Source organism: Lutibacter sp. A80, from assembly GCF_022429645.1.
Classification (GTDB): domain Bacteria; phylum Bacteroidota; class Bacteroidia; order Flavobacteriales; family Flavobacteriaceae; genus Lutibacter.
On sequence record NZ_CP092480.1, the window covers coordinates 3,145,083 to 3,171,001 of the forward strand.

The 25,919-nt window shown below is 32.9% G+C and carries 15 protein-coding genes; 12 read left to right on the top strand and 3 right to left on the bottom strand.

The genetic code is table 11. The annotated features are described in order from the left end of the window. Positions 1-6 precede the first annotated feature (6 nt). Positions 7-1,233 carry a site-specific integrase gene (locus MHL31_RS13035; protein WP_240226386.1) on the bottom strand — a complete coding sequence of 409 codons (1,227 nt, stop codon included), beginning with the start codon at positions 1,231-1,233 and terminating at the stop codon, positions 7-9. 392 nt (positions 1,234-1,625) lie between these two features. Between MHL31_RS13035 and MHL31_RS13040 the strand changes: the two genes are divergently transcribed. From MHL31_RS13040 to MHL31_RS13060, 5 genes are all read left to right on the top strand, one after another. Beyond that, positions 1,626-3,128 carry an AraC family transcriptional regulator gene (locus MHL31_RS13040; RefSeq protein ID WP_240226387.1) on the top strand — a complete coding sequence of 501 codons (1,503 nt, stop codon included), beginning with the start codon at positions 1,626-1,628 and terminating at the stop codon, positions 3,126-3,128. A 605-nt stretch (positions 3,129-3,733) separates the two neighbouring features. Next, complete coding sequence (locus MHL31_RS13045) at positions 3,734-15,754, top strand: Ig-like domain-containing protein (protein ID WP_240226388.1); 12,021 nt, start codon at positions 3,734-3,736, stop codon at positions 15,752-15,754. Between the two features lie 67 nt (positions 15,755-15,821). After that, positions 15,822-16,724 (top strand): type IX secretion system membrane protein PorP/SprF, encoded by a 903-nt coding sequence (locus tag MHL31_RS13050; RefSeq protein WP_240225804.1) that lies wholly within the window; start codon positions 15,822-15,824, stop codon positions 16,722-16,724. Between the two features lie 17 nt (positions 16,725-16,741). Next, positions 16,742-18,328, top strand: coding sequence for an OmpA family protein (locus MHL31_RS13055; protein ID WP_240226389.1), 1,587 nt, complete (start codon positions 16,742-16,744; stop codon positions 18,326-18,328). A 204-nt stretch (positions 18,329-18,532) separates the two neighbouring features. Beyond that, the gene (locus MHL31_RS13060) at positions 18,533-18,940 is read left to right on the top strand and encodes a hypothetical protein (protein WP_240226390.1); all 408 of its coding nucleotides are present in this window, start codon (positions 18,533-18,535) and stop codon (positions 18,938-18,940) included. A gap of 23 nt (positions 18,941-18,963) precedes the next feature. Here the strand turns inward: MHL31_RS13060 and MHL31_RS13065 are convergent, their stop codons facing one another. Next, complete coding sequence (locus MHL31_RS13065) at positions 18,964-19,557, bottom strand: riboflavin synthase (RefSeq protein ID WP_240226391.1); 594 nt, start codon at positions 19,555-19,557, stop codon at positions 18,964-18,966. Between the two features lie 61 nt (positions 19,558-19,618). On the opposite strand from MHL31_RS13065, the gene pdxA reads away from it, so the two are divergent. The 7 genes from pdxA to MHL31_RS13100 all read left to right on the top strand — a co-directional run bounded on the left by pdxA (position 19,619) and on the right by MHL31_RS13100 (position 25,129). Next, positions 19,619-20,662 (top strand): 4-hydroxythreonine-4-phosphate dehydrogenase PdxA, encoded by a 1,044-nt coding sequence (pdxA, locus tag MHL31_RS13070; RefSeq protein ID WP_240226392.1) that lies wholly within the window; start codon positions 19,619-19,621, stop codon positions 20,660-20,662. Between the two features lie 80 nt (positions 20,663-20,742). Then, on the top strand, positions 20,743-21,318 hold the full coding sequence (locus MHL31_RS13075) for a DUF177 domain-containing protein (RefSeq protein ID WP_240226393.1): 576 nt from the start codon (positions 20,743-20,745) through the stop codon (positions 21,316-21,318). Continuing rightward, positions 21,305-21,499, top strand: coding sequence for a 50S ribosomal protein L32 (rpmF, locus tag MHL31_RS13080; RefSeq protein ID WP_115877909.1), 195 nt, complete (start codon positions 21,305-21,307; stop codon positions 21,497-21,499). Before MHL31_RS13075 ends, rpmF begins: the two co-directional genes overlap by 14 nt. Positions 21,500-21,649: 150 nt before the next feature. Further along, on the top strand, positions 21,650-22,645 hold the full coding sequence (locus tag MHL31_RS13085) for a beta-ketoacyl-ACP synthase III (RefSeq protein WP_240226394.1): 996 nt from the start codon (positions 21,650-21,652) through the stop codon (positions 22,643-22,645). Positions 22,646-22,676: 31 nt separating this feature from the next. Continuing rightward, positions 22,677-23,156, top strand: coding sequence for an acetyl-CoA carboxylase biotin carboxyl carrier protein (gene accB / locus MHL31_RS13090; RefSeq protein WP_240226395.1), 480 nt, complete (start codon positions 22,677-22,679; stop codon positions 23,154-23,156). 72 nt (positions 23,157-23,228) lie between these two features. Further along, complete coding sequence (gene accC / locus MHL31_RS13095; RefSeq protein WP_240226396.1) at positions 23,229-24,584, top strand: acetyl-CoA carboxylase biotin carboxylase subunit; 1,356 nt, start codon at positions 23,229-23,231, stop codon at positions 24,582-24,584. A gap of 80 nt (positions 24,585-24,664) precedes the next feature. Then, on the top strand, positions 24,665-25,129 hold the full coding sequence (locus MHL31_RS13100) for an Lrp/AsnC family transcriptional regulator (RefSeq protein ID WP_240226397.1): 465 nt from the start codon (positions 24,665-24,667) through the stop codon (positions 25,127-25,129). Positions 25,130-25,210: 81 nt separating this feature from the next. Here the strand turns inward: MHL31_RS13100 and MHL31_RS13105 are convergent, their stop codons facing one another. Further along, on the bottom strand, positions 25,211-25,909 hold the full coding sequence (locus MHL31_RS13105; RefSeq protein WP_240226398.1) for a zinc metallopeptidase: 699 nt from the start codon (positions 25,907-25,909) through the stop codon (positions 25,211-25,213). Between the last annotated feature and the right edge of the window lie 10 nt (positions 25,910-25,919).

The following is a 25,919-nucleotide window of genomic DNA, read 5'->3' on the forward strand; positions in this document are numbered from 1 at the left end:
TATTATTTACATTATATCTTCAAAAGCTAAATCTAGTTCTTCTCTACGGAAATCCTCTAAATATGTTTCTGTAGTTTGGATAGATTTATGTCCTAATGCTTGTTTGATCATAACTGTACTCAATCCTTTTTTTAAAGATAATGTTGCAAAGGTGTGTCTAGCTGTGTAAAAATTAAGTTTTGTTTTAATACCACATTCAAGTGCAATTTTGTTAAGTTGTTTTCCGTAGTAATTTAACACAAATGTTTTACGTTTCTTTAATTCGTCTTCTGTGTATAGTTCTAGATCTTTCTTCAAAATTGGGAAAATGTATTCTGTATCAAATGGACGGTAAGTTTTGAAGTAATTTATAATTTTTCTTGTAATGTCATTATCTGGAATTTTTATGTTTAGTTGTACTTGAGTTTTATTTCTAATATAAGTGAAATTACTTAAGTCTATATCATCCCATCTTAACTCTGCTATATCAGTAAAATTCATGCCTCGGCAATAGAAGCTGAATAAGTAGGTATACAATATCTTAGTACCTTGTTTGTTTGAAGAAAAATCATAATCTAATAATAATTGTAAATCTTGTTTGGTTAAAGCTTTTTTTATCTTACTAGATTTTAATTTAGATATGATATAATCTTTGAAGGGATATGATTCTCTAGAGGCAATTTTTGCTTTAATAGCAGAATTATATATAGCTCTAATATTACGCATGTAAACGCCAATACCGCCATCATTACATCCGTAAGCTCGCAAGTTAGCTTCAAAAGCAACTAAGAAAGTGTAATCAATTTTTGAAAAAGGGTAAGATGTAATTGAAGGATTAAATCTCTTAAGAGCTGAAATAGTGTCATTATAAGAATTATGAGAACTAATTTGACCAGACTCGTAGAATTGATTTTTTCTTTTCTCGAAAAAGGAGATGAAATTTAACTGTTCAATTTTCTCTGGTCTAAATAATGAATCAAAGACGTCTAAAGTAAATTCGTGTCTTTCTTCAATCATTGTATCTAATATCTTAGATGCATCTTGTTTGATTGAGCTTAATATCCGATTAGATTGTAAGTGGTTTTTGTATTTAGAGTTAAACTCACTTGTTTTTTCATTCCAGAATTTTGGTAATACATTGTAAGGTGTTTTGTAAAATTTTGATTTTCTACTGATGGTTACTCTTAAGTTAATAGGATAAGTTCCATTACTTAATTTTGTCTTTTTTAAGATAATTTTGATACTAGCCTTCATTTATTTTTTTTTAAAAGTTTAACATACGTACAACAAATGCAGACATTTGATGAAACGTGATGAAACAAAAATATTTCTTAAAAATCATAAACCACTGAAAAACAGTATTTTTGAAGTTAAATGCAGCTAAATGAAAAGACTATATGTCTATCTCATAATCAGAGGGTCCTTGGTTCGAGCCCAAGTGGGACCACATTTATAAAACTCTAAACCTTACATTTCTTTCGATTTGTAAGGTTTTATTTTTTTTTAAAATTTAGTTTATCCGTAGCCTATAATTTAAAGAATTAATTATCTTTGTTGTGCTAACTCATACATTATTATAGGTGTTTATTTGTAAAATATACTTTTACAAGTAATTTATTGTTTTAATAATTTTATTTAGCTAATTGATGCGGTTTTTATTACTCTTATTATTTATTCCATATTTGGTTTTTTCGCAAACCAATACCGACATTCAATCTAAAAAATTTGATTCTATATTTTATCGTATTGCAGTAAATATATCTTCATCAGATCCTGTTAAAGCTTTGTATTTGGCAGATTCTCTTTTTCTGTATTCTGAAAGTAATCATAATAAAATAAAATCTTTAATGCTAACTGCTGATATTTTAGCAAAGCAAGAAAAAAGAGGAGAGGCTATTGTTAAATCTTTAGAGGTTATAAATATTGCTGAAGATGAAAAAGATTATGTTCTTTTAGCTAGAAATTATGGCTTTTTAGCTACACAATATAGAATGATTGGTTTTTATGATAAAGGAAAGTCCTTTCTTGAAAAAGGTATAAAAATTAGTGATTATTTTTCTAACAAAAAACAAATAGAAAATTATAAAGCAATATGTAATGTAGAATTTGCTGAATTTGCATTAGAAGAAAAGGATTATCAAAAAGCTATTGAGCATTTAGAGTTTGCTTTTCATATTTATAATAAAGATAAAAATTTACAAAATAATTCTTTTTCTCTTGCTAAAGTAGAAGAAATGTTTGGTAGGTGTTATTTGTTTTTAGATGATTATGAAAAAGCGCTCTCTCATTTTTCAAACTCTAGATTATTAATTAATGATGTAGGAGCCGAAAATACTATTTGGGCTTCATTAATTTACAAGCGATTGGGTGATGTATATTTAAATTTAAATAAAAAAGATAGTTCTTATTTTTATTTAAATAAAGCACTCAGTATTTCCGAAAAGTCTAATCATGGTTCTTTAAAAGAAAATGTGTATAAAAGCATTTCAGAATTTTACAAATTAGATAAAGAGCTTGATAGTTTCGCTTTATACAATTCTAAATATATTGCACAGTTAGATATAAATAAAGAGAAAAAAAAAATAATGATAAACAGTGCTTACAAAGCACTTAACATAAATTCAAATAAAAGTGATGTTGTGCCCAATAGTAAAAACTATATAGTTCTATTTTTGGCTTTAGCTATAGCGCTATTAATTTTTATGTATTTAAAAACAAAAAAAATATTCTCTAATACCAATAATAAAACTCTTATAATTGATAATAGTAAAACAACAGATATTGTGCTTCCTAAAAAAACAGAGGAAGATCTTGTTGAAAAATTAAAAGAGTTTGAAGCTTCCAATGGTTTTTTAGATAAAAACATGTCTTTGCCAACTCTAATAGGTTTGTTAAATACAAATACCAAATATTTTAGGAATTTTCTTAAAAATTATAAAAATACAGATTATACCCACTACATTAATAATTTAAGAATAAATTATATTAAAAATAAGCTAACTACAGATAAAGCTTATTTAAATTATAAAATAAGTTATTTGGCAGATGAATGTGGTTTTTCTTCTCATAGTAAATTTTCTGCCTGTTTTAAAGATATAACTGGATATAGTCCTTCAGAATTTATAGAAGATATTAAAAACTCCAATTAATTTTATTCTCAACTTTCAGCTTTTAACCTTAATGTCTTTTATTAAGCTTAAGAAACCTTCTATGTTTTAATCCTTATTTTAAAGCCTTATTATTCAATTCATAATATTTTATACTAGTATTAGTATATGTCTTTTCTGTTATGCATTAAAATTTTAACAAGTGTAACAGTTGTTTTCCCGTCAATAAACATTCAATTTTCAAAAATTTATAGAAGTACGTGTGTTGAAGCATAAGTGTAAGTTAATCAATAGTTTGTGTTCTGTCTGTTTAGCGGAAAACAGTTATTATAACCGTTTGTAACAAGAAACTCTTAACGTAATTTTGCCGAATAATATTTTTTAAAATAATTATAATGTTAACTTATAATAACCCCTAAAAAGTTAAACTACCAATTTTTGATTAGTTTAAATTTTAGGGTTTTTTTATTGTAATTTTTTTAAAATTTCTTGTGTTTATAAAGTATTGATATGTTTTTCATATTCAGAAAAAAATAAAAGAATTTGAAGTGTATACCTATAAATACAACTAATAAGTAATAAAAAATATAGATACTGCAATTTAGGTTGCGTTCTAAATTATAACAATGAATTAAAGAATAAATTTTATGAAAAAATTTTACGTATTACTTTATTTTACATTTTTAATAGCAATTGCTTCTTCACAAACAGCCTACGCGCAGTGTACTGATTGTGACGTTACAAACCCTTCTATTAGTGGGAACTATACATTTGCAGCAGGTACAAAAACTTGTTTTACAGCGGATGCTACTATTAATGGAGATATTACATTTGGTGATGGTGCTTCTATATGTGTTGCTTCAGGAGCAACGTTAAATTTGGGTGCCAATAATTATTCTGGTTCAGGTATGTTTACTATAGATGTACAAGGTACATTAAATGTAGGTCAAAATCCTACTTGGGCTAGTGATATGGATATTACCATTGCTCCTGGAGGTTTAATGACAACCAATACATTAACCTTAAATGGTGATGTTATGAATATTACCAATAATGGAACTTTTAATCCAGGTACATTGCAATTTCAAAATTCAAACGCCGTAATTACCATAGAGAACAATGAGGTAATGGACATTTCTAATAATCTTAATATTTCTGCTGGTAAAGCTCAATTTATAAATTCTGGAAATCTTTCTATTACTGGTAATTATAACTCCAACAGTATTTCCTCATATATTAACTGTGGAATATATTCTGGTAAATTTAATTTAAATAATGGAGGGCAGGTAATTAATACAGGAACGTTTACTACTCAAGCTATTGATTTTGGTAATTCAGCCTCTAAAATTAGCAATTACGGTACTTTTGAAATTGATGGTTATGTTAATTTAGGTGGAGGTACTTTTTATAATCAAGGGGCAGTTATTGTTAATAGTGGAACGGGTATTTCTCAAGATGGAAATCTTGTAGGTCCTTCTGATCCAAATCTTCAAGGTTATTTTGAATGGACAAACCAGAGAACTGCTAATAGTGGAATTGTTGGGCCAAATCTGAATTTTACAAATTCTAATTCTGCAAATAGTAATGAAAGTGGTATGTTTGCAAATCCTTCAGCGTTGACCTTTGAGTCTAATGTTACCTACGGAGGTGTAGCGCCAACTATAGAACCAACCAATTGTCCAACGGCAGATGGTGGTGTTATCTATTCTGGTACTGTTTATAACGATACAAATGATAATGGTACCGTAGACGGAACAGGTATTGGTTCTCCAGGAAGTACACAATTATATATAAATGTTGTAGATTCAACAGGTAATGTAGTAGCTACAGCTACTGTAGCAAGTGATGGTACTTATACTGTAACTTTAGACGATGCTTTAGTTGATTATACATTTGAATTAAGTACAAGCCAAGGAACGGAAGGTAGTCCTGCGCCAACTAATGAATTACCAACAAATTGGGAATATACAAATGAAGGTGGAGTTGTTGATGGAAGTTTAAATGTGCCTAGTTTAACGGCTGATTCACTAGATTTTGGTATTAAAGCAACTGTAGACCCTTGTACTGATCCGGCAGGAACAGACACTGATGGAGATGGAATAAATGATATTTGTGATTTAGATGATGATAATGATGGTATTTTAGATACTGAAGAGTCGAAAGATAAAGATTTACCTAGCTTAACTGGAAGTAGTATTGTAAATGGTGATGGCGATGGTAATCCATATATTTTAACTAGGCAGTATACCATTGAAGATATTTGCGATGCAGACGAATTAACTTTAGATACTGATAAATTGAGTTTTGATGTTAGATGGAATAATGGTAGAAGTGGTTCTATTTATACAGGTAGTAATACAGAAGCAGTGCTTACTGTTAAAGTGGATAATATTACTTATTTAACTATTACAACTCCAAATGATGGTGGTTCTAATAATGATAATGCTACAGATAATGGAGGTGATGCATTAATTGTTGCATCTAATGGTGCAACATTTATCAATTCACTACCATCTTCTCAAGGAAATGCATACATTGATCATACAGATTTTGATACTACTTATGAAGATAATCCAGAAAGATATGCCAATATACTAATTACACTTCCAGTTGAAATTTCAATTGGTCAAGTTGTAGAAATAGGCTTTGCGTTAAAAGCAGATGATTTCGATTTCATAAATGGTAAAGTTGAACAAACTTGTGTTCTTGATACAGATAGAGATGGTATTCCAAATTATTTAGATGCAGATAGCGATAATGATGGATGTCCTGATGCAATTGAGGCTGATGGCAGTATAACAAATGATGATTTAAATTCAAACGGAAGTATTAACGGTACTGTTGATGCAAATGGAGTGCCAACAGCTGTAAGTGGAGGTCAAGATGCTACTACAGCAGTGCTTACAAGTGATGTAATTAGCGAAATAACAATTGCACCAAGTACACTAGAAGTTTGTGAAAATTCAAACATTACTTTAACAGCTACTCCTACAGGATTAAGAGTTACAGATTTTGGTTCTACAGGTGCAATAAATGATGATACAACTGAATCAATACCAGAAGCAGAGTATATTTACCAATGGTATTTAGGCACTACTGCGTTAACAGATGATAGCCCATATAGTGGAACAAGTACAGCAAGTTTAACCATTACAAATGCCACTAGTGCGTTAAATGGTAATGAATATAGATTAGAAGTTACAACAACTAATAATAGTTGTAGTGTAGAAGAAAGTATTACGTTAACTGTTGGTGATTTACCAACAGCAGCAACAATTGCTTCAAACAGTCCTGTATGTGTTGGAGAAGATGCTGTGTTTACAATAACAGGAACAGCAGGAGATATAGTAACATATACAGTTGGTTCAGGAACAGATCAAACTATAGAAATAGGTACAGGAGGTACTGTAGAAGTAACAGTTTCTGGAATAACTGCAGATACTACTTTAGATTTAACTAATGTAAATAATGGTGATTGTGATTTAGCATTAACTATAAATACTACGGTATCGGTTAAAAATTGTGTGTTAGCAGACGATGATAGTTATTCAGTAAGTTACCAAGATGGTGTTGATGGAATAACTTTAGGAGATGTATTAGAAAATGATAAGATTAACGGAGTTGCAGTTGATCCAGCTAATGTTACAATTACGTCAACAGCAACAACAGAATTATCAATAGATGCAAACGGAGATGTTACTGTAGCTGCAGGAACAGCGCCAGGAACTTATACAATAGATTATACAATATGTGAAACAGCAGCACCATCAAATTGTGAAGATGCAAAAGTAACAGTAGTTGTAGGAGCAGCAACAGCGATAGTTGCCGAAGATGATAGTTATACATTAACTTACCAAGAGGGTGTTGATGGAAAAACGATCAGTGATATATTAGAAAATGATACGCTTAACGGAGTTGCAGTAGATTCAGATGATGTTACAATTACGTCAACAGCAACAACAGAATTATCAATAGATGCAAACGGAGATGTTACTGTAGCTGCAGGAACAGCGCCAGGAACTTATACAATAGATTATACAATATGTGAAACAGCAGCACCATCAAATTGTGAAGATGCAAAAGTAACAGTAGTTGTAGGAGCAGCAACAGCGATAGTTGCCGAAGATGATAGTTATACATTAACTTACCAAGAGGGTGTTGATGGAAAAACGATCAGTGATATATTAGAAAATGATACGCTTAACGGAGTTGCAGTAGATTCAGATGATGTTACAATTACGTCAACAGCAACAACAGAATTATCAATAGATGCAAACGGAGATGTTACTGTAGCTGCAGGAACAGCGCCAGGAACTTATACAATAGATTATACAATATGTGAAACAGCAGCACCATCAAATTGTGAAGATGCAAAAGTAACAGTAGTTGTAGGAGCAGCAACAGCGATAGTTGCCGAAGATGATAGTTATACATTAACTTACCAAGAGGGTGTTGATGGAAAAACGATCAGTGATATATTAGAAAATGATACGCTTAACGGAGTTGCAGTAGATTCAGATGATGTTACAATTACGTCAACAGCAACAACAGAATTATCAATAGATGCAAACGGAGATGTTACTGTAGCTGCAGGAACAGCGCCAGGAACTTATACAATAGATTATACAATATGTGAAACAGCAGCACCATCAAATTGTGAAGATGCAAAAGTAACAGTAGTTGTAGGAGCAGCAACAGCGATAGTTGCCGAAGATGATAGTTATACATTAACTTACCAAGAGGGTGTTGATGGAAAAACGATCAGTGATATATTAGAAAATGATACGCTTAACGGAGTTGCAGTAGATTCAGATGATGTTACAATTACGTCAACAGCAACAACAGAATTATCAATAGATGCAAACGGAGATGTTACTGTAGCTGCAGGAACAGCGCCAGGAACTTATACAATAGATTATACAATATGTGAAACAGCAGCACCATCAAATTGTGAAGATGCAAAAGTAACAGTAGTTGTAGGAGCAGCAACAGCGATAGTTGCCGAAGATGATAGTTATACATTAACTTACCAAGAGGGTGTTGATGGAAAAACGATCAGTGATATATTAGAAAATGATACGCTTAACGGAGTTGCAGTAGATTCAGATGATGTTACAATTACGTCAACAGCAACAACAGAATTATCAATAGATGCAAACGGAGATGTTACTGTAGCTGCAGGAACAGCGCCAGGAACTTATACAATAGATTATACAATATGTGAAACAGCAGCACCATCAAACTGTGAAGAAGCAGAAGTAACTGTAGTTGTAGGAGAAGATGTAGATACAGATGGAGACGGTGTGTTAGATGGAACAGAAATTACAGATGGAACAGATCCAAACGATCCATGTGATTATATTACAACAAGTGTAACAGAAACACAAGGTGGTGATTGGTTAACAGCAGATTGTGATGGAGATGGTGTACCAAATGGAGAAGAAGTAGATCCTGATGGAGATGGAACACCAGGTCCAAACGGCACAGATCCAAACGATCCATGTGAAGGCGGAGACGTAGCGAATGTAGATTTAACCGATACAACAAGTGCTTGGTACTTAGCTGATTGTGATAATGATGGATTACCAAATGGAGAAGAAGTAGATCCTAATGGAGATGGAACATCAGGTCCAAACGGCACAGATCCAAATAATCCAGATACAGATGGAGACGGTGTGTTAGATGGAACAGAAATTACAGAAGGAACAGATCCAAACGATCCATGTGATTATATTACAACAAGTGTAACAGAAACACAAGGTGGTGATTGGTTAACAGCTGATTGTGATGGAGATGGTGTACCAAATGGAGAAGAAGTAGATCCTGATGGAGATGGAACACCAGGTCCAAACGGCACAGATCCAAATAATCCAGATACAGATGGAGACGGTGTGTTAGATGGAACAGAAATTACAGATAATACAGATCCAAACGATCCATGTGATTATATTACAACAAGTGTAACAGAAACACAAGGTGGTGATTGGTTAACAGCCGATTGTGATAATGATGGATTACCAAATGGAGAAGAAGTAGATCCTGATGGAGATGGAACACCAGGTCCAAACGGTACAGATCCAAATAATCCAGATACAGATGGAGACGGTGTGTTAGATGGAACAGAAATTACAGATAATACAGATCCAAACGATCCATGTGATTATATTACAACAAGTGTAACAGAAACACAAGGTGGTGATTGGTTAACAGCCGATTGTGATAATGATGGATTACCAAATGGAGAAGAAGTAGATCCTGATGGAGATGGAACACCAGGTCCAAACGGTACAGATCCAAATAATCCAGATACAGATGGAGACGGTGTGTTAGATGGAACAGAAATTACAGATGGAACAGATCCAAACGATCCATGTGATTATATTACAACAAGTGTAACAGAAACACAAGGTGGTGATTGGTTAACAGCAGATTGTGATGGAGATGGTGTACCAAATGGAGAAGAAGTAGATCCTGATGGAGATGGAACACCAGGTCCAAACGGCACAGATCCAAACGATCCATGTGAAGGCGGAGACGTAGCGAATGTAGATTTAACCGATACAACAAGTGCTTGGTACTTAGCAGATTGTGATGGAGATGGCGTACCAAATGGAGAAGAAGTAGATCCTAATGGAGATGGAACACCAGGTCCAAACGGCACAGATCCAAATAATCCAGATACAGATGGAGACGGTGTGTTAGATGGAACAGAAATTACAGAAGGAACAGATCCAAACGATCCATGTGATTATATTACAACAAGTGTAACAGAAACACAAGGTGGTGATTGGTTAACAGCTGATTGTGATGGCGATGGAGATCCAAACGGAAGTGATCCAGAACCAAACGATCCATGTTCTTACGATACAGCAACTCAAAACTTAGCAAATGCCGATGCAGCTTGGTTAGCAGCAGATTGTGATGGAGATGGCGTACCAAATGGAGAAGAAGTAGATCCTGATGGAGATGGAACACCAGGTCCAAACGGCACAGATCCAAACGATCCATGTGATTATATTACAACAAGTGTAACAGAAACACAAGGTGGTGATTGGTTAACAGCTGATTGTGATGGCGATGGAGATCCAAACGGAAGTGATCCAGAACCAAACAATCCATGTTCTTACGATACAGCAACTCAAAACTTAGCAAATGCCGATGCAGCTTGGTTAGCAGCAGATTGTGATGGCGATGGCGTACCAAATGGAGAAGAAGTAGATCCTGATGGAGATGGAACACCAGGTCCAAACGGCACAGATCCAAACGATCCATGTGATTATATTACAACAAGTGTAACAGAAACACAAGGTGGTGATTGGTTAACAGCTGATTGTGATGGCGATGGAGATCCAAACGGAAGTGATCCAGAACCAAACAATCCATGTTCTTACGATACAGCAACTCAAAACTTAGCAAATGCCGATGCAGCTTGGTTAGCAGCAGATTGTGATGGCGATGGCGTACCAAATGGAGAAGAAGTAGATCCTGATGGAGATGGAACACCAGGTCCAAACGGCACAGATCCAAACGATCCATGTGATTATAATGCGTTAAGTCAAAACTTAGCAAATGCAGATGCAGTTTGGTTAGCAACAGATTGTGATGGAGATAGCATTCCAAATGAAGATGAAATAGATAACGGAACAGATCCATTAGATCCAGACACAGATGGAGATGGAAATCCAGACAATACAGATCCAAATCCAACAGTACCAACAGCAGAAGATGATTCAATGAATGCCGTTGAAGGAGAATCTACAACGCATAAGATTATCGATAATGATGATTTTATACCAAGTACAGATTTATCAATTATAAATGCTGGTACAGGTACAGCAAAAGGTACAGTAAGTTTTAATCCAGGAACAGGTGAGATGGAATACACACCAATACCAGGTGAAGAAGGAACAACAGTAACAGTAGATTATACAGTATGTAATACAGCGGTTTCACCAGAAGTATGTGATACAGCAACAGTTACAATTACAGTACAAGAAGATACAGATGGAGATGGTATACCAGATGTAACAGATCCAGATGATGACAATGATGGTGACCCAGACGTAAGTGATCCTGCCCCACTAGACCCTTGTGAATATAATTCAGCAAGTCAAAATACAGCAAATGCAGATGCAGCTTGGTTAGCAGATGATTGTGATGGAGATGGCGTACCAAATGGAGAAGAAGTAGATAATGGAACAGATCCAAACGATCCATGTGAAGGCGGAAACGTAGCGAATGTAGACTTAAACGATACAACAAGTGCTTGGTACTTAGCAGATTGTGATGGAGATGGTGTACCAAATGGAGAAGAAATAACAGGTGGCACAGATCCAAACGATCCATGTGATTATAATGCGTTAAGTCAAAACTTAGCAAATGCAGATGCAGCTTGGTTAGCAACAGATTGTGATGGAGATGGCGTACCAAATGGAGAAGAAGTAGATAATGGAACAGATCCATTAGATCCAGACACAGATGGAGATGGAAATCCAGACAATACAGATCCAAATCCAATAGTACCAACAGCAGAAGATGATTCAATGAATGCCGTTGAAGGAGAATCTACAACGCATAAGATTATCGATAATGATGACTTTATACCAAGTACAGATTTATCAATCATAAATGCTGGTACAGGTACAGCAAAAGGTACAGTAAGTTTTAATCCAGGAACAGGTGAGATGGAATACACACCAATACCAGGTGAAGAAGGAACAACAGTAACTGTAGATTATACAGTATGTAATATAAATGTATGTGATACTGCAACAGTTATAATTACAGTACAAGAAGATACAGATGGAGATGGTATACCAGATGTAACAGATCCAGATGATGACAATGATGGTGACCCAGACGTAAGTGATCCTGCGCCACTAGACCCTTGTGAATATAATTCAGCAAGTCAAAATACAGCAAATGCAGATGCAGCTTGGTTAGCAGATGATTGTGATGGAGATGGTGTACCAAATGGAGAAGAAATAACAGACGGAACAGATCCATTAGATCCAGACACAGATGGAGATGGTGATCCAGATGGAAGCGATACTGCGCCACTAGACCCTTGTGAATATAATTCAGCAACTCAAAATACAGCAAATGCAGATGCAGCTTGGTTAGCAGATGATTGTGATGGAGATGGCATTCCAAATGAAGAAGAAATAGATAACGGAACAGATCCATTAGATCCAGATACAGATGGAGATGGAAATCCAGATAATACAGATCCAAATCCAATAGCACCAACAGCAGTCGATGATTCAATGAATGCCGTTGAAGGAGAATCTACAACGCATAAGATTATCGATAATGATGACTTTATACCAAGTACAGATTTATCTATTACAGATGCCGGAACTGGAAGTGCAGATGGTACAGTAAGTTTTGATCCAGAAACAGGAGAGATGACTTATACGCCAGCACCAGGTGAAGAAGGAACAACAGTAACTGTAGATTATATAGTATGTAATACAGCGGTTTCACCAGAAGTATGTGATACAGCAACAGTTACAATTACAGTACAAGAAGATACAGATGGAGATGGAGATCCAGATATAACAGATCCAGATGATGACAATGATGGAAATCCAGATGTTACGGATCCAAATCCAAAAGTACCAACAGCTGTAGATGATTCAATGAAAGCAAATGAAGGTGAGCCTACAACGCATAACATTTTAGATAATGATGACTTCTTACCAAGTACAGATTTATCTATTACAGATGCAGGTACTGGTACAGCGGAAGGTGTTGTAAGCTTTAATCCAGAAACTGGAGAGATGACTTATACTTCTGCTCCAGGAGAAGAAGGTTCTACTGTAACATTAGATTATATGGTATGTAATACAGCAGTGTCACCAGAAGTATGTGATACAGCAACAGTTATAATTACTATTATAGATGAAGGGGATCCAATAGCTGTAGATGATTATGTAGAAATATTGGAAGATACAACAACACCTACATTAATAGATGCATTAGCTAATGATATTTTAACAGATGATGCAACATATTCTATTGGAAGTTTTGTTTATACAGGTGATAATGGAGCAGTAATAACAGATAATTTAGATGGAACGTTTACATATATACCAGCACCAGGTTTCTCTGGAGAGGATACATTCTCATATACAATTTGTGATGATGATATTCCTAGCAGTTGTGAAACGGCAACCGTTTATATTACTGTAACTGATGAAGGAGATCCTTTTGCAGTAAATGATTCTGCTAGTACTATTGAAAATACATTAGTTACTACTGTAGATGTTACTATGAATGATACATTTGTTGATAATGCTACTATTACAGCTTATGATAATTCAAGTTTAAATGGTGGTACAGTGGTGCCAGGATCAGTTCCAGGAACATTTGATTATACACCACCAACTGGCTTTATTGGATTAGATTCATTTACATATACAATTTGTGATGATGATGCTCCAGTACCTAATTGTTCAACTGCAACGGTAACAATTGATGTTCAGCCAGGTACATCAGACTTAGTAACAGTAAAAACGGTAAGTGATCCTACGCCAAATGAAGGAGATACAATTACTTATAGTATTGCAGTTACTAATAATGGACCAAGTGATGCAACAGATGTAAGTTTAACAGACTTATTACCAGCAGGTGTTACTTATGTAAATGATGATCAAGTAGATTCATTTAATAGTGGATCAGGAATATGGACAGTTGGAACCATTGCAAATGGAGCAACAGCAACCTTAAATATTACAGCAACTGTTGATGTAGATACTGCTGGAGAAACAATAACGAATATAACTACAGCAGCAACAGGTAACCAAATTGATCCAACAACAGAAGGAGATGATTTAGATGCAATAATAATTGTAGAAAACCATGCAGATATAGTATTGACTAAGGTTGTAGATAATGCTACACCAAATGCAGGAGATATAGTAACCTATACCGTAACCGTTAGAAATAATGGACCAGCAAAAGTTACCAATTTAGTAGTAACCGATGCTTTACCAGCAGGTTTAACTTATGCGAATGTTATGCCAAGTGATGGAACGTGGACCGCACCAAATTGGAATGTTGATTTACTAGAATCAGGCGAAAAAGAAACTATAGTTATAGAAGCAATTGTAGGAATGGATCAAGGAGGTATGACATTGACAAATGTAGTGTCAAATACACAAGACCAAGTAGATGCAAACTTAACAGAAGATGATGATAACGCTACAATTGTAGTAACAAGTTCAGATTTAGCAACTGTAAAAACAGTAAGTAATGCTACCCCAAATGAGGGCGATACAATTACTTATACCATTGCAGTTACAAATAACGGACCAAGTACTGCAACAGGTGTAAGTTTAATAGATAATTTACCAGTAGGAGTTACTTATGTAAGTAATTCAACAGCATCAGGAACATATAATTATGGATCAGGATTGTGGACAATTGGAGAATTAGCAAATGGAGCAACAGCAACATTAAACATAACAGCAACAGTTAATGATGGAACATTAGGACAAACAATTACAAACACAACAAGTGCAGTAATTGCAGACCAATCAGATTCAGATACTACAAATAATGTAGGAAGTGTTTCAATTGTACCAACAGCTTATATAGATTTAAGTTTAACTAAAACTGTTGTTGGAGATTTAGAATTCCTTGAAATAGGTGATATGGTTACGTTCGAAATACACGTAGCGAATGAAGGACCAACTGAAGCAACCGGAGTTCAGGTTACTGATGTGATTCCTTCTGGATATGCTTATTACGGAATTTATAACTCAACTATTGGAACCTATGATAAAGAAACTGGTATTTGGAATATAGGCTTTATTGAAGTTCGTAATACAGCTGTATTGTCAATTGAAGTACAGGTATTAGAAGCTGGTGAATATGTTAATTGTGCAGAAATAACGGCAGCAAATGAACTAGATATAGATTCTACACCAGCAAATGGAGATGCTAGTGAAGATGATTATGATTGTGCATCTGCAGTGCCATATCAAGAGTTAGATTTAAGACTTGAAAAAACAATTCTTTCTGACGATATAACTCCTTTAGTGGAATCAGTTATTACTTTTGAAATTAGATTGATTAATGATGGAAATATAGAAGGAACAGAAGTTGAAGTAATTGATTTATTACCATCAGGATACGATTTTGTGACTTATAGTTCTTCAAAAGGAACGTATGATAGTTTTACAGGAATATGGAATGTTGGAACTATAATGAATGGTGAAACTGAAATATTATTAATTGATGCTATTGTAAATGCAGAAGGAGATTATTTAAACTGTGCAGAAATTACAGCAATGTATCAAACTGATTATGATTTGACTAACAATACAAGTTGTATAGGAACTGAACCTATTTCAAATATATTACCAGAAGGATTTACACCAAATGGAGATGGAATGAATGATGTATTTGAGATCCCATTTTTACCAATTTTATATCCTAATTTCTCTATGGAAATTGTAAATAGATATGGTAATAAAGTATACGAGTATAAACATGATGGAAATCCTAATACGGTTCCAACATGGTGGGATGGATATTCAACAGGAAGATGGAACTTCTCTAACGATGTACTTCCTACAGGTACATATTTCTACACCATTTATTTTGGAGATAATGATAAGAAGAGAGCTCCTCAAACAGGTTGGATCTATTTAAGAAAATAAAAACACTAATTTAGGAAAGAGCGTTTATTAGATCGCTCTTTCCTTCCATATTTTTTAAACCATGTTTATGAAAAAATTTAGATTAATTTTAGGGGTTTTAGCCTTAATGTCACTGACAACTGTTTACGGTCAGCAAGACCCTCAATATACACAGTATATGTACAATATGAACATTTTAAATCCTGCTTATGCTGGATCCAAAGGTGTTCCAAGTATAGGCATATTAGGAAGGACACAGTGGGTAGGAGTAGAAGGAGCACCACAAACTTTTACTTTAGCAGCACACGCACCAATAGGGCGTGCAGTAGGATTAGGATTATCAGTAATACACGATGAAATAGGTCCTGTAAAAGAAGACAATATTTATGCAGATTTTTCCTATACAATTTTCACATCAAGTACAGGTCGCTTAGCCTTTGGATTAAAAGCCGGAGTTACCTTTATGGATGTACGGGAATTGCTAATGATAGATCCAGATCCATTAAATATACCAGTTCACGAAACCTCACCAAATTTTGGAGCCGGAGTTTATTATTATACCGATAAGTTTTATGCAGGATTATCTGTACCGAACTTTTTAGAAACACGTCATTTAGAAAAAGACGGAGGAATTGTAAGTACCGCATCAGAGAAGATGCACTATTTCTTAACCTCAGGATATGTATTTGATATAGCAGATAATCTAAAATTAAAACCATCAACAATGATAAAAGCAACAGAAGGTGCTCCATTATCAGTAGATTTATCGTTAAACTTATTAATAGATGAGAGAGTTGAATTAGGTTTGTCACATAGATTTGATGATTCAATAAGTGGAATGATCGGTTTTCAAGTAAATAATGACTTTAGATTAGGTTATGCATATGATCATACCATTACAAAGTTTGGCGATTTTAACTCAGGATCTCACGAGATACTGTTATTATTTGACTTTAATAGAAAAAATGTTAAGAGTCCAAGATTCTTTTAATAAAAAACCACAGAAATATGAAAAAAATTACACTGATTGTTCTATTGTTTTGTGCAAGTTATTTACAAGCACAAGAATTTGAATATACCATAAAAAACATTTCTGAGAACACAAAATTAGCAGATTTTGGAGTTGCCTATTATGGAGAAAATGAAGCAGTATTTGCCTCCTCTAGAAAAGATAAATCGATACGCAAAAGGAATTGGTATTACAACCATCAACCTTATCTAGAATTATTTAAAGGAACCATAGGCGAGCAAGGAGAATTAATAGATGTAGAGCGTTTTTCAGAAACAATAAACACAAAGTATCACGAATCTAACGTAGCCTTTACTAAAGATTTAAAAACGGTTTATTTTTCAAGAAATAACTATATAAATAAATCGATAACAAAAGATGAAGAAGGTTGGGTTTTAATCCAGTTATATAAAGCAACAGTAGGTGAAGATGGCGAATGGACCGATATAACCCCTATGCCATTTAATAGCGATAATTACCAAACAGGACACCCATCATTAAACGCAGAAGAAGATAAGTTGTATTTTACTTCAGATATGCCAGGGACATTAGGATCTACAGATATATTTGTAGTAGCTATTAATGAAGATGGTAGTTATGGTACACCACAAAATTTAGGGCCAAATGTAAATACAACAGGCAAAGAGATGTTTCCATTTATAGACGAGCATAATATGCTTTATTATTCATCAGACGGTTATTTTGAAGGGAACGGAGGATTAGATGTGTATGTAACACCAATTGAAGAAGCAGGCGCATTAACAGCGTCAAAAAACTTAGGATATCCAATCAATAGTGCAGGTGATGATTTTTCGTTTGTAAAAAAGCCAGGAGAAAATTGGGGACATTTTTCATCAAATAGAGAAGGTGGAAAAGGCGATGATGATATTTATTATTTTGAAGGAACAGAAAGCGTCTTACCTTGTGAACAGTTAGTAGCAGGTCAAGTACGCGAAAAACAATCAGGAGCATTACTACCAGGAGCCTTAGTAACATTATATGATGAAGAAGGAGAAAAACTAGAAAGTGTAATAGCTGATAAGTTTGCAGCATTCAGTTTTAAAGTAGACTGTGAAACAGCCTATAAAGTTGTTGGGACAAAAGAAAGTTACAGCGAAGATAGTGAGGTGTTTACCACCACAGATGAACGCGATTTAGAATTAGAGTTAGGTTTAAGTTTAGACTCTAATGAGTTTGTAAATGTAGATGGTAAGCTATTGATAAAAATAGATCCAATTTATTTTGATTTAGACAAGTCGTTTATTCGTCCAGATGCTGCAATTGAATTAACAAAAGTGGTACAAATAATGAAAAAATATCCAAACATAAAGATAGCCTCAGGTTCACATACTGATAGTAGAGCATCAGACCAATACAACTGGGCATTATCAAACAGAAGAGCAAAATCGTCTGTAGAATGGATAATTTCACAAGGTATAGATCCTTCAAGAATTACAGGTCAAGGTTATGGGGAAACACAATTAGTTAATAAGTGTTCCGATGGAGTTGAATGTACAGAAGCAGAACATCAATTAAACAGAAGAACAGAATTTGTGATTTTAAACCCAGAAGCAATCAACCAATAGGTATAAAATTATTTTAATTATAAAAAAAGGCATTTATTAAATGCCTTTTTTTTAAAATTTTAAGTTTGTTTATTCAAAACTAGTTTGCTAATAATAGTTCTATTTTATTGGCTAGTTAGTTGTATTTAATATGCTTATTATTAATAGTATAAACTTAAAATGATTATGTAATATTGATTAAAAACAAATATTTTTTAATATAATATGAAGAAGAGTGAATTTAGATTAGATATTGATAATGTACAACATTTTAAATATCTACTTAAAATTATTTTGCCAAAGGAATTTAAACCGATGCGAATAGAGAAAATAGATACTTGTTTTTTAGCTAAAATAAAATTTAGTTTTAGAAGTAAAGTCTCATATTATTTGGCTTTAAGTTCTAAAAAGAAACCTATAGATCAACTAGCTAAAAAGGTGGATGGTTTAGTTGAAAATAATTATAATGAAAAACCAAAACTTAGTAAACTAGAATACTATAAGCGCTCAAAAAACAAAATTGAAAAAACAAATATGTATAAATTCTCTAATTTTAAATTAATTCAGTATCGTATTTCAAATAATAAATTTGAAGAAGAAAAGTTAGACTGTGAGATATTTAATTTTCAATAGAAAAGCTAAAAGGTGTTTGTTTTTTAAGAGTTATTTTTTTCTAATAATTTAGCTACATATTTTCCAATAACATCAAATTCTAGATTTACTACAGTACCTTTTTTAAAAGTATGGAAATTTGTAAAATCATAAGTATAAGGAATAATAGCAACAGAAAATGTGTTGTTTATAGAATTAACAACAGTAAGACTCGTTCCATTTATAGTAATTGATCCTTTTTCTATAGTAACGTTATTTAATGTAGGGTCATATTCAAAACTAAAAACCCAACTACCATCTTCTTCAACAACGTCTGTACAAATAGCTGTTTGATCAACATGACCTTGCACTATATGTCCATCTAACCTAGCACCAAGAATCATAGCGCGTTCTAAATTTATTTTATCTCCAATTTTAAGGTGTTTAAAATTCGATTTATCTAAGGTTTCTTTTATTGCAGTTACAGTATATTCATTTCCATTTATAGCAACAGTTGTTAAACAAACCCCATTATGTGCAACACTTTGGTCTATTTTTAATTCAGAAGTAAAACTACTTTCTATTGTAATATGTATATTATCACCTTCTTTAATAATATTTTTAACAACTCCCAAGCTCTCTATTATACCTGTAAACATAATTTTATTAATTTATTTGATTACTTTTGAAGTCTCAAAATTAAGCATTATAACCGTATTTATGGATAAATTTGAAAAAATAAAATTAGGGATTTCTATTGGAGATTTTAATGGTATTGGAATAGAAATAATCTTGAAAACCTTTTCAGACAAAAGAATGTTAGATTTTTGTACGCCAATAATATTTGGAAGTGCAAAATTAATTACAAACTATAAGAAAAATTTAAACATTAATGTGCCTTTTAATGGAATAAGGCAAATTGATAATGTTGTACATGGTAAAGTAAATATTTTAAATCTTTGGAAAGAAGATATTGAATTAAACTTAGGTAAGCCTACAGAAATGTCCGGTAAGCTAGCTTTTGAGTCGCTTCAATCAGCTACAAACGAACTTGCAAAAGGAACAATAGATGTATTGGTAACTGCGCCAATTAATAAGGATAATATTCAATCAGAGAATTTTAAATTCCCTGGACATACAGAGTATTTAGAATCTAAATTAGAAGGAGAAAGTTTAATGATTTTAATGACAGATTCTATTAGAATTGGTTTAATTACAGGGCATATTCCAATTGCTAAGGTTTCAGAAAGTATTACACCAGATTTAATTAAAAAGAAAGTAGCTATTTTGTATAATACGCTTGTTGAAGATTTTGCAATTCCTAAGCCAAAAATTGCAATTTTAGGGCTTAATCCACACTGTGGAGATCACGGCGTAATAGGAAATGAAGACGATGAAGTTATTAGACCAACTATTTCAGAAATTCAAAATGAAGGTAAATTAGTTTATGGACCGTATGCAGCTGATAGCTTTTTTGGATCAAGCAATTATAAAAACTTCGATGGTATTTTAGCAATGTATCACGATCAAGGTTTAGCACCCTTTAAAACACTGTCTTTTGGAGAAGGCGTTAACTATACAGCAGGCTTAAGTCGCTTAAGAACCTCGCCAGACCATGGTACAGCATACGAAATTGCAGGTAAAGGGATTGCAAATAACAATTCTTTTAAAGAAGCAGTTTTTACTGCTATAAAAGTTTTTAAAACCCGTGAAGAATATAAAAGTTTGACAGAAAACACTTTAAAAACGAATCAAAGAAAATAAAAATTGTAAATTTCTTTATTTTAATTAAAAAATGTAGATATAATTTTTATATCTTTGCACGCTCAAATTGAAGTTCTATTATGAAAGATTTAAAAAAATTCGATATTTCTTTTATAGGTTTAAAAGATGGAGTTCACCAGTTTGAATATAATATAGGTAAAGAGTTCTTTGATTTTTTTAATTATGAAGAGTTTTACAATTCAAATGTAAATGTAAGTTTATCTTTTTTAAAGAAACCAACATTATTTGAGTTAGAATTTACATTTTCAGGTAGCGTTGAAGTAGCGTGCGATATTACAAACGAATTATTTCAACAACCAATTGAAACTAGTATTTTTTTAATTGTAAAATTTGGGGATGAATTTAATAATGAAAATGAAGAGTTATTAATAATTCCACATTCAGATTATAAACTAAATATTGCACAATATATATATGAGGCAATAGTATTAGCAGTACCAATAAAAAAAGTACATCCAGGTGTAGAAGATGGTACCTTAAAATCTGAAATATTAGATAAATTAAACGAATTTAAAATTAAAGATAATAATACAGAAGAAAATCATTTAGATGTCGATTCAAATGCTATTGACCCTAGATGGAATAAATTAAAGAGCATACTAATAGAAAAAAATAAGAGTAATGGCACATCCTAAAAGAAAAATTTCAAAAACAAGAAGAGATAAAAGAAGAACTCATTATAAAGCTGTAGCTCCTCAAGTAGCTGTTGATCCTACAACAGGTGAGGCTCATTTATATCATAGAGCTCACTGGCATGAAGGAAAACTTTATTATAGAGGCCAAATAGTAATAGATTCAGTAGAGAATCAAGCTTAGTTTATTACATTAAAGTATAAAAAAAACTCTCATTTTTGAGAGTTTTTTTGTTTATATAGTCGTTTTTTTTAAAAAATGATATATTTGGCAAATAATTAAAAATAAATTTCATTACTTTGAAGTTCTTTTTTTATTAAGAAGAAACGTATTATGACAAAAATTACCGCAGTAATTACAGCCGTAGGAAAATATGTTCCAGAAGATGTTTTAACTAACGCAATGTTAGAAGAAATGGTAGATACTAATGATGAGTGGATAACATCTAGAACTGGAATTAAAGAACGTAGAATTTTAAAAGGAGAAGGACTAGGAACTTCCTTTATGGCTATTAAAGCCGCTCAAGAACTTATTGATAAGAAAAAATTAGACCCTAAAGAAATAGAACTAGTTATTGTTGCCACTGCAACTCCAGATATGCAAGCCGCTGCAACAGCTGCTTATGTAGCAACAGAAGTTGGAGCTACAAATGCTTTTGGTTTTGATTTAGAAGCCGCTTGTTCAGGTTTTTTATACGGAATGTCCGTTGCAGCTAAATATATAGAATCAGGAAGATATAAAAAAGTGTTACTTATTGGAGCTGATAAATGTTCATCTATGATTGATTATACAGATAGAGCAACTTGTATAATTTTTGGAGATGGAGCAGGAGCAGTATTATTTGAACCAAATGAGGAAGGACTTGGCCTACAAGACGAGTACTTAAGAAGTGATGGTTCGGGTAGAAATTTTTTACGAGCAAAAGCAGGAGGCTCTTGTTACCCTATTACAAAAGAAGTAATAGATAATAGAGAAAATTTTGTTTATCAAGATGGAAAAACCGTATTTAAAAATGCAGTTTTTAATATGGCAGATGTTGCTGCAAAAATGTTAGAACGTAACAATTTAACAAAAGAAACTATAGATTGGCTTGCAGCACACCAAGCTAATAAAAGAATAATAGAAGCAACAGCAAATAGAATTGAAATAGACAAATCTAAGGTAATGATGAATATTAAAAAGTATGGAAATACTACTTCAGCTACATTACCATTGCTACTAGCAGATTACGAAAAACAACTTAAAAAAGGAGATAAAATAATTTTTGCCGCATTTGGAGGAGGATTTACATGGGGATCTATTTACCTAAAATGGGCATACAACTCTTAAATTAATTAACTTTAAAAACTAAGTGAATATTATGGAATTAAAAGATATTCAAAATCTAATTAAATTTGTAGCTAAATCTGGCGCAAGCGAAGTTAAGTTAGAAATGGAAGACATTAAAATTACCATTAAAACTGGATCTGACAAAACAGAAACTACAATTGTACAACAAGCACCAATAGGAATGCCACAAATGCCAATGCCTGGTCAAGTTGCAGCTCCAGTTCAAACTCAAGATACTCCAGTAGCTAAAGAAAAAGCAGAAGAATCTAAATTTATTGAAATTACTTCGCCAATAATTGGAACATTCTATAGAAAACCTTCTCCAGATAAACCAGTGTTTGTTGAAGTAGGTGATAATATAGCTGCAGATACTGTAGTTTGTATGGTTGAAGCAATGAAACTTTTTAATGAAATTGAAGCAGAAGTTACAGGTAAAATTGTAAAAATTCTTGTAGAAGATGGTACGCCAGTTGAATTTGGTCAACCATTATTTTTAGTAGATCCGTCTTAATATAAATTACAATTTTCAATTTCCAATTTCTTTTGGATTTTGTTTTTTGAAAATTGATAAACAGAAGTATATATGTTTAAAAAAATATTAATAGCCAATAGAGGCGAGATTGCACTACGTGTTATAAGAACTTGTAGAGAGATTGGAGTTAAAACAGTAGCTGTTTATTCAACTGCTGATGCAGAAAGCTTACATGTGCGTTTTGCTGACGAAGCAGTTTGTATTGGTCCACCTTCTAGTAGTGAATCCTATTTAAAAATGTCTGCAATTTTAGCAGCTGCAGAAATTACAAATGCAGATGCGATACATCCAGGATATGGATTTTTAGCTGAAAATGCCAAGTTTTCTAAACTATGTGAAGAGCATGATATAAAATTTATTGGTGCTACTGCGGAGATGATAAGTCAAATGGGAGATAAAGCATCTGCTAGAGCTACAATGAAAGCAGCAGGGGTTCCAACTATTCCTGGTTCAGATGGTATTTTAGAAACTTTTGAAGAAGCTGAAAGTTTAGCTGATGAAATGGGATATCCTGTAATGCTAAAAGCAACAGCTGGTGGTGGAGGAAAAGGAATGCGTGCTGTATGGGAAAAAGATAAATTAAGACAATTATGGGATGCTGCCCGTCAAGAAGCAGGAGCTGCATTTGGTAACGAAGATATGTATTTGGAAAAATTAATAGAAGAGCCAAGACATATAGAAATTCAAATTATTGGAGATTCCTTCGGAAAAGCTTGTCATTTATCAGAAAGAGATTGTTCAATACAACGACGTCATCAAAAATTAACAGAAGAAGCTCCATCTCCATTTATGACACCACAATTAAGAAAAAAAATGGGAGAAGCTGCTGTAAGAGCTGCTGAACATATTTCTTATGAAGGCGCAGGAACAATAGAATTTTTAGTTGATAAACATAAAAATTTCTATTTTATGGAAATGAATACTCGAATTCAAGTTGAACATCCAATAACAGAGCAAGTTATTGATTACGATTTAATTTATGAACAAATTAAAGTAGCAGCAGGAATTCCGATTTCGGGTAAAAACTATTTCCCAAAATTGCATTCAATTGAATGTAGAATTAATGCAGAAGATCCTTTTAACGGTTTTAGACCATCTCCAGGGCAAATAACAACATTGCATATTCCAGGAGGTCACGGTGTTAGAGTTGATTCTCATGTTTATGCAGGATATTCGATACCTCCAAATTACGATTCTATGATTGCAAAATTAATAACTACTGCTCAAACCAGAGAAGAAGCAATTAATAAAATGCGTAGAGCTCTTAATGAGTTTGTTATTGAAGGTGTAAAAACTACCATACCATTTCATAGACAATTGATGGAGCATCCAGATTATATTTCTGGAAACTATACCACAAAATTTATGGAAGATTTTGAAATTCAACCCGTAGAGGATGATGAATAAATTTTATTTTAATTATAAAAAAGGTTGTTTTAAATAGTTAAAACAACCTTTTTTTTAGACTTTTTTTAAGTTTTAAAATTATGAAAGATCAAGAAATAACCATTGATGGTATAGATAAAATTATTTTAAAACATTTAATGGAAGATGCTAAAACTTCAATTTTAGCTATTGCTAGAGAAATTGGAATTTCTGGTGCAGCAGTACATCAAAGGTTAAGAAAGTTAGAGTCAAATGGATTGATTTTAGGTTCAAAACTTATAATAAATCCAAAAGTGCTTGGATACACAACATTAGCTTATGTAGGTGTGCATTTAGATAATGCTAGTAAATATGCTTCAGTAATAAAAAGGCTGAAAGAAATTCCAGAAGTAGTGGAGTGCCATTATACTACAGGGAACTGGGCAGTTTTTATAAAAGTACTTAGTAAGGATAATACACATTTAATGAAAATATTGAATGAAGAAATTCAATTTATTCAAGGTGTAATTCGTACAGAGACTTTTATTTCGTTAGATCAACAAATAAATAGACAAATTGGATTATAAAAACACCTAACAAATTTTTAATCTATTAGGTGTTTTTTTGATATAGCTTGTAATTTCGAACTCGTAATTTGTAATTAAATGTTAATCTCTTGATCCAAAAATTCGTAATCCCCAATAAAATAACATTGCTAACGATCCTAATGCAGCAACTAAATAAGTTCTAGCAGCCCATTTTAAAGCATCTTTTGCTCCATCTTGTTCTGTATTGGTAAGCATGTTGTTTGTTTTTAGCCAAGCTAAAGCTCTATTACTAGCGTCATATTCAACAGGTAACGTAATAAAACTAAAAATAGTTGCTAAAGCCATCATTCCTAACCCTATTACAGCAATTGTAAATCCAATTGGAGAATCTCCAGATGCTGCTCCTAAAATAACTCCACCAATAACCAACCACATAGAAAATTTTGAAGTAATACTTACGGCTGGAACCAATTTAGATCGCATTTGCAGCCATTGGTAAGCTTGAGCATGTTGTACGGCATGACCAACTTCGTGAGAAGCTACAGCGGCTGATGATGCATTGCGCTTATTGTAAACCGACTCACTTAGGTTAACAGTTTTATTTGTTGGGTTATAGTGGTCTGTTAATTGACCTGGAGTGGAAATGACTTTTACATCATAAATACCATTATCATGTAACATTTTTTCTGCAATTTCTTTTCCACTTAAACCGTTTTGTAATTTAACTTTAGAGTAGTAATTGAATTTTCTTTTTAATTGTTGGCTCACTAACCAACTTATTAATGAAATACCTCCAATTATAATATAATATCCAATCATAATTTATTTT